The organism is Alcanivorax sp. HI0044 (assembly GCF_001634945.1).
Genome location: NZ_LWEZ01001000.1, coordinates 1 through 412, shown reverse-complemented (window position 1 = coordinate 412; position 412 = coordinate 1). Strand labels below are relative to the sequence as shown.

At 55.6% G+C, this 412-nt stretch carries 1 protein-coding gene; it reads right to left on the bottom strand.

Going from position 1 to position 412, the window contains the following annotated elements:
• Nucleotides 1-412, bottom strand: a 412-nt coding sequence (locus A3730_RS11800) for a 3-hydroxyacyl-CoA dehydrogenase family protein (protein WP_231883940.1), incomplete at both ends; no start/stop codon positions are given.

Genomic DNA, 412 nt, shown 5'->3' with positions numbered 1-412 from the left:
CGATGTTGGCATCTGCCACGGAATCCATCACGCCTTCATCAAAGCACTTCACCGCTTCAAGGGACTCGATGAACATCATCCGTTCCTTGATGTCTTCAAACGGCATGTCCTTGCTGCCACCGAAGGCATCGGTAAGGCCAGGCCACAGGTGCTTCTTGCCGTTTTCCGGGTACTCGTAGAAACCTTTGCCCTGCAGCTTGCCCGGGCGATCCAGTTCTTCGACCATTTTCTTCATGACCACTTCCGCCGGGTGTTCCGGCGGCAGCTCAGTGCCTTCACGCTTGGCATCATCACGGGCTGCTTTACCGATCTTCAACGCGGTTTCCATGTTGATTTCATCGATCAGATTCAGAGTACCTACCGGGTAACCCGCCTGCATGGCCGCCTGCTCAATGGACTGGGCATTGACGCC